Below are 6,388 nucleotides of genomic sequence, written 5' to 3' on the forward strand. Positions count from 1 at the left end.
CTTGGTTATTTCTAACCGCATCAGCTCTTTCTGAAATGGCTTCTAATATTTCTTTTTGTTCCTCAGTAGGTTTTGTTTTAATAACTTCAAAATTTGCTTCTGGTACTGGCAAATTTAACATATCTGATGTCTTTATATCTGCTACTTCTTTAAACATAGACATCAACTCTGGCAAGTTATAAAACTTTGAAAATCTTGTCTTTTGCCTATATCCAGTGCCTTCTGGAGATAATTCAAAAGTGTTTTCTGTTTCTCCAAAAGTAGAAGCCCAAGCGTCAAAATGTTCTAATCCTCTTGCCTTTAAATCGTCATACTGAAGGTATCTTTGCATGGTATAAAGCTCAGTCATTGAATTTGATATTGGTGTACCAGTAGCAAATACAACTCCCTTGCCATTTGTCATTTCATCCATATACCTACATTTCATATACATATCCGAAGACTTAAAGGCTTCACTTTGCCCGATACCCGCAACATTTCTCATCTTGGTATGCAAGAATAAGTTTTTGTAATTATGAGCTTCGTCTATAAATAACTTATCTACTCCTAGTTCTTCAAAGGTTATTACATCATCTTTTTTAAAGTCATCATTTAGTTTTTCAAGTCTTACCAAGAGTTTTTTCTTTGTCTTTTCTAGTTGTTTTACTGTGAAATTTTCCCCTCTATTTCTTTTGTTTTCATCAATAAAGGAAACTATATCATCTATTTGGTCTTGTATATGCCTTACCTGGTATTCCTTAGACATCGGTATTTTTTCAAATTGAGAGTGTCCTATGATAACTGCGTCATATTCTCCCGTTGCAATCCTACCAATAAATCTTTTTCTATTTTTTGGTTGAAAATCTTTTTTATCGGCCACCATAATGTTCGCTGACGGATATAACTGCATAAACTCTCTACCAATTTGAGTGGTTAGATGGTTAGGAACTACAAATAATGATTTACTTGCAAGACCTAACTTTTTAGATTCCATTGCAGAAGCTACCATTTCAAAAGTTTTTCCTGCTCCTACTACATGGGCAAGTAGTGTGTTTCCACCATAAAGAGTCCTAGCTATTGCATTTTTCTGATGTTCTCGAAGTCTGATTTCAGTATTCATTCCATCAAAAGTTAAGTTAGAGCCATCAAATTCTCTATTTCTAATTGAATTGAATTTTTCATTATAAATTTTTTCTAGCCTATATCTTCTATCAGGATCTTCAAATATCCAATTCTTAAATTCTTCTTTAATCAGTTCTTGCTTTTGACTTGCAAGCATAGTTTCTTTTTTATTCAATACAGAAGTCTTAGAACCATCATCATTTATTACTTGGTCAAATACCTTCGTATCTTTTAGATTAAGAGCATTTTCAATCAGCTTATAGGCATTTACTCTACTTGTACCATAAGTCATGTTAGCAAGGTCATTAGTCGAGTCAACACTTTTACCCTCAATATTCCATTCACTTGAGTGTGGCGAGAACCTAACATTTATATTCCACCTATCATAGCCTGGTGTTTTTAAAAGATTAAAAGCAAAGTCTTCTATATCTTTTTGAGGTATCCAAGTTGCTCCTAACCTTACATTTATATCAGAAGCAGTGAGTTCTTCAGGCATAACTTCTTGTAATTTTTCTCTTTGATATTTAAGTTTGCCTAACTCGTTTAATAATGTGTCTTTCTTTTCAGAAGCTGCTAAATCTATTACATTTTCAATTTCTCCGATATATGAATTGAGATAACCAATCTTTTCTCTAATATTACCACTTAGATACTCATCAGCCGATACATATGAAAAATGAAAGGGATCGTCATTGTCAAAGTTCTCAAAGGGCATTCTGTTATTTATTAGGTCTGTGTCCTTAATATCTAAAAAAATCTCGCCCTCAAGCTCACCAATTAAAGTGTTCCTATCTTTATTAGTGATAGATTCCATATATGCAAAATCTACATATCCTTTTTGTGAAACTGATAAGACTAAGGCTTCAAGGGAGGTATCTACATGGTCTACTATCTTTGCCTTTGTTATTGTTCTTTTTGAGAATATATCACTCTTAGCTTTAAAATTATCCTCATCATCAAGTATTTCTATTGAGGAAACCAAAGGAAAGTTTGAGTCTTCCTTTAAGGCTCTAGTGTTTGATAGGGAGTTAATAAATCCATGTTTCTTTGAAAAGTTATCATAAACTTCGTTTAACTTTGCTTGTGACTCTTTTATTTCTTCGTCTGAAAAATCGTCCTTTTGCTTTTCTATTACATCTTTCAAAGCATTCATTACATCAAGATAATCTTTTATCTTTTCTTTATTTTTATCTGATATATTCTGCTTAATTAAGACTGAGTTTTCTCTTAGATAGACATATTCGTCAATAATGGTATAGGAAAAATTCTTAACATCGTCTGTTGCTGGAAGACTTAACTCTTCATCTTCCAATAGCTCGACCTCTTCATATTTTGAATTTGAAGATATTTCCTTACTTGCAAGATCCATTAAATCTTTTAACTTTTCATTTTCTTTTTCATCACAAGTAATAGTATTGCCAAATCTTCCAGATACTTCTTTCATATCCCCTAATACCATCTGAGGATTATCTACAAAATATTTATTGTAGGTCAAACCCTTTTTATCAGTTGCTAAATGAATCCAATCGTCATCTCTTTCTATAACTGAATCTCTCTTTTTTAAAAAAATAATATCTGAAGTAACTTCTGTACCAGCAAGTCCTTTAAATGTTGTATTAGGAAGCCTCATAGCTCCTAAAAACTCACATCTTGCATTAATATATTTTCTTACAGATTCATCTTTTTTATCCATAGTTCCAGATGATGTTATGAAGGCAATAATTCCTCCATTCCTAACTTTATCTATTGACTTTGCAAAAAAATAATCGTGAATCAGAAAGTTATTTCTGTTATATTCACGATCGTTAACTTTAAAATCTCCAAAGGGAACATTTCCTATTACCAAGTCAAAGAAATTATTTGAGAAGTTTGTTTCTTCAAAGCCTTTAATTTGAATGTTAGCTTCAGGATAAAGTTCTCTTGCTATTCTTCCGCTTAGACTATCTTTTTCTACTCCATATACTTTAGAGCCTTGTATTTCACTTGGCATATTACCAATAAAATTGCCGACCCCTGCAGATGGTTCAAGGATATTTCCAGTCTTAAATCCCATATCTGTTAGAGTCTTATATATTCCATCCATTACCTCTCTAGGTGTATAAAACGATGTTAGAGTAGACTCTTTAGCATTCAAATATTCTTCATTTGTTAGATTTTCTTTTAAAATATTTCTTGCTTCGAGCCATTGTCCTCCCTTCTCTTCATCAAAGACATCGGCAAGACCACCCCAGCCTAGATAATCAGCAAGATAGGCTTGTTCATATTCTTTTGGACTCCTATTTTCATTTTCAAGTCTTTTTAGCATTTTAATAGCTTTTATATTTTTATCTAGCTTTTCTGATGGTGTTAGGTATTCTGAGTAAATATGAGTTTTTAAGTCATAATTTCTAGCAAAACTTAGGCTTTCCTTATTAGATTCATAGCCTAAATTCTTTAAATCTTCTTTTCCCCTCAATAAGTTTTCGGCTGCTTCCCTTGGCACATTATATCTATCCATCATTTGGTAAATTTCGGGATTGTGGTTATCAATAAAGCTTTCTTGTTCTACTTCTGTTCCAATTTGATTTTCATACTCAGATAATTTGTATATCTCGTAATTTCCACTATCTAAAAGGTCATCAATTTTCCTACTTTCTTCAAATGTTTCACCCTTAAATAAAGGATATTGTTCTCCATTAACTTCTACTTTAGTTCCAGTTTCAATTAAGTTAATTCCATCAAAGGTATTCTCATCTTCTAAAATAAATTCTTTTCCAACTTTTACTGCTAGTTTTTCTGATGTTTGACTTAGATTTTCAAAGATTTCTTCAAGGTATGAATCGTTTCTATATGGAATTACTTCCGAACCCCTAATCATACCTCCCATATATTCCATATTATCTCTGATAGTGACAGTTTTAAGTCCTCCACTTAGTTCATCAAAATCTGTAATAGTAAAGTCCTTACCTTTATATCTAACCTGATCACCTATCTTAAATTTAGGCTCTATATTTTCCTTAACTTCTTCTTGTAAAGATTTTTCCTCGCTTAGTGCAACTTGTTCTTCTAAATATGAAAATTCACGCTCATTTACTTCTTCACCATCACCAAGGTCAATCCTATAATGCTCGACAACTTCTCCGTCTACATAGTGGTCAAAATAGAATTTGAAATATCCGATATAATCATCAGTCATTTCTCCAAATTCATTTTCTCCATGAGTTTGATTATGGTCTTTAACATCTATATCCTTTTGTCTTAGGATATTGATTAAGTCTTTAGTTACTATCTGCCCACTATAATCGGGAACTAATTCGTGGTTTTCATTAAATTCTACAATCCAGTAGTCTTTTCTTTTTTCAATGTCGTTGCCATCAAAAAAAGAAGCTTCATCAGCTTCCTTTTCTTGGCTTATTTCATTTTCTAAGCTTCCACGTATTCCTTGATTGCTATTCTCTTCACTGTTGCCATCAAGTTGTTCATCTGTCCTTGGTATTCCTGTGGATTCTCTCTCATCATCTTCTCTGTCAATCCTTGTGCTTTCATCATTTTGACTTTTTCTCTCTTGATAAAGTCCACTGCCTGATTCTGAATTTCCTTCATATGGTTCAAAAGTGTTTTCTCCTCGTACATTTCCTGCAGTTTCTTCCAGTTCTCCATGTCCTCGCTCCCTACTAGATAAGATAGTCTTAGAACTGCGTATGTCGGATTCGGAAATTTCTCCATAAATTCCAGATCCTTCTCCATCATGTCCAAGGTTTTCTCTTCGATCTTCATTGCTATTTCCTCTGTCGCTTCCATCTGTGAAAACTCGTCCATCTCTACTTGTTGACCTATCATCTCGTCTATATAAATCATCTTGACCTCCTCTATCTTCATTTATATTTTCTATATCTCTATTATAGTCGCCACCGGCCCTTTCTGTCAGCAGCCTAGCTCGATCCATTTCCTTAGATTTTTCTATTGTTCTATCTATAATATCTTCGCTAACCCTTGATATTACAAGACCTATCTGTTCTAAAGAAATTGTATTAATCCTAGAAAAATTATTTTTTAAATTTTCCATATCCATAGGATAGACTGTATTAAACCTATTAGCTACCGCATAGGATATTGAGTCTCTCATAAACTTTTCAAAACTAAGTCTATCCTCTATATCTATTCTCAAATCAGCAAGAGCCAAGTTAATATATTCATCTCCATAAATTCGACTTAAAGAAAATATGTTTTCGTTTAGTGAATCACTAGCCTCAAATGAAGAATCTCTTATTATTTCTTTTAAAGCCTCGTTATGGTTTTCATGGTCAAACTGCCATAAGCTAACCTCATTAATATTCCTATCCATTGATGTGGTCTGACTAATATCAAAAATATATGAAATTCTTTGATTTACATCACTTCCAACTAAAATTGGAATACCCTTTTGACTTCTCATAACAACTCTGCCAAAATATTTCTTCCACATATCAAATGTCGCACAAGCTCTAGCTTCAGGTTCTTTGTTGTATATACTTAGTTGGCTGGAAAAATCATATTTCTGATTATTACCTATAGCTTTTAAGAGTTTTAAATATTCTTTTTCATCTTGCAAAACTTCATACTTTATAGTTTCTTGTATATTCTTAAAATCATTTACTTGCATTTTCTACCTCCATTCTATGAATTTCTTTTATAATAGCCATTAAAACATCAACCACAATAGAATTGCCGGCCTGCTTATATAGTTTGCTTGAGGCACAATTTTTTCTTCTTGGATGTGCTTCTTCTAGTTTGTTAATATCACTATCATCAAAACCCATTAGTCTTAGGCATTCTCTTTCTGTTAAATACCTATACTGACCATTTCCAATATCTATTATTCCAGAATTGGGTACTCTCATTTGTTTTGTAGAAATAGTATAAGAAAAATCTTTAATTACTTTGAGTCGCCCTCTAAAAGTATTATCTATGCCTTTATTTAAAAATTTGAGCATATAAGGTTGAGTCATTGTGTAAAGTTCACTTACATCTTTTTCTAAAAATTCACTTAGTGGTCTAGTTTCTTTCCTCTCTAATTTATTAAAAGAAAAGTTATTTTTTCCTAGACATGAAACAACAAATATCCTTTCTCTTTTTTGAGGTATCCCAAAGTCCATTGCATTTAATATTTCATATTTGCTTTCATATCCAAGGTTCTCTAGTTCTTTTAGATAAATAAAAAAGGAGTCCCTCATATTTCTATCAAGGACTCCCTTTACATTTTCCCAAATTATCCATTTAGGTTTATCTTTCATTTCTTTGATTATTCTAATTGTTTCAAATAGTAAGC

General features: G+C 32.2%; 1 protein-coding gene and 1 pseudogene. Both read right to left on the reverse strand.

All coding sequences use genetic code 11. The features are described from left to right. Positions 1 to 4,078, reverse strand: a pseudogene (locus BN3657_RS00060) (Eco57I restriction-modification methylase domain-containing protein); the annotation flags it as partial. A 1,630-nt stretch (positions 4,079 to 5,708) separates the two neighbouring features. Continuing rightward, positions 5,709 to 6,388: DNA cytosine methyltransferase (locus BN3657_RS00065; protein WP_062551284.1), on the reverse strand; the 680-nt coding region annotated here is incomplete at its 5' end.

This window comes from Peptoniphilus phoceensis (assembly GCF_001517665.2).
GTDB lineage: Bacteria > Bacillota > Clostridia > Tissierellales > Peptoniphilaceae > Peptoniphilus_A > Peptoniphilus_A timonensis.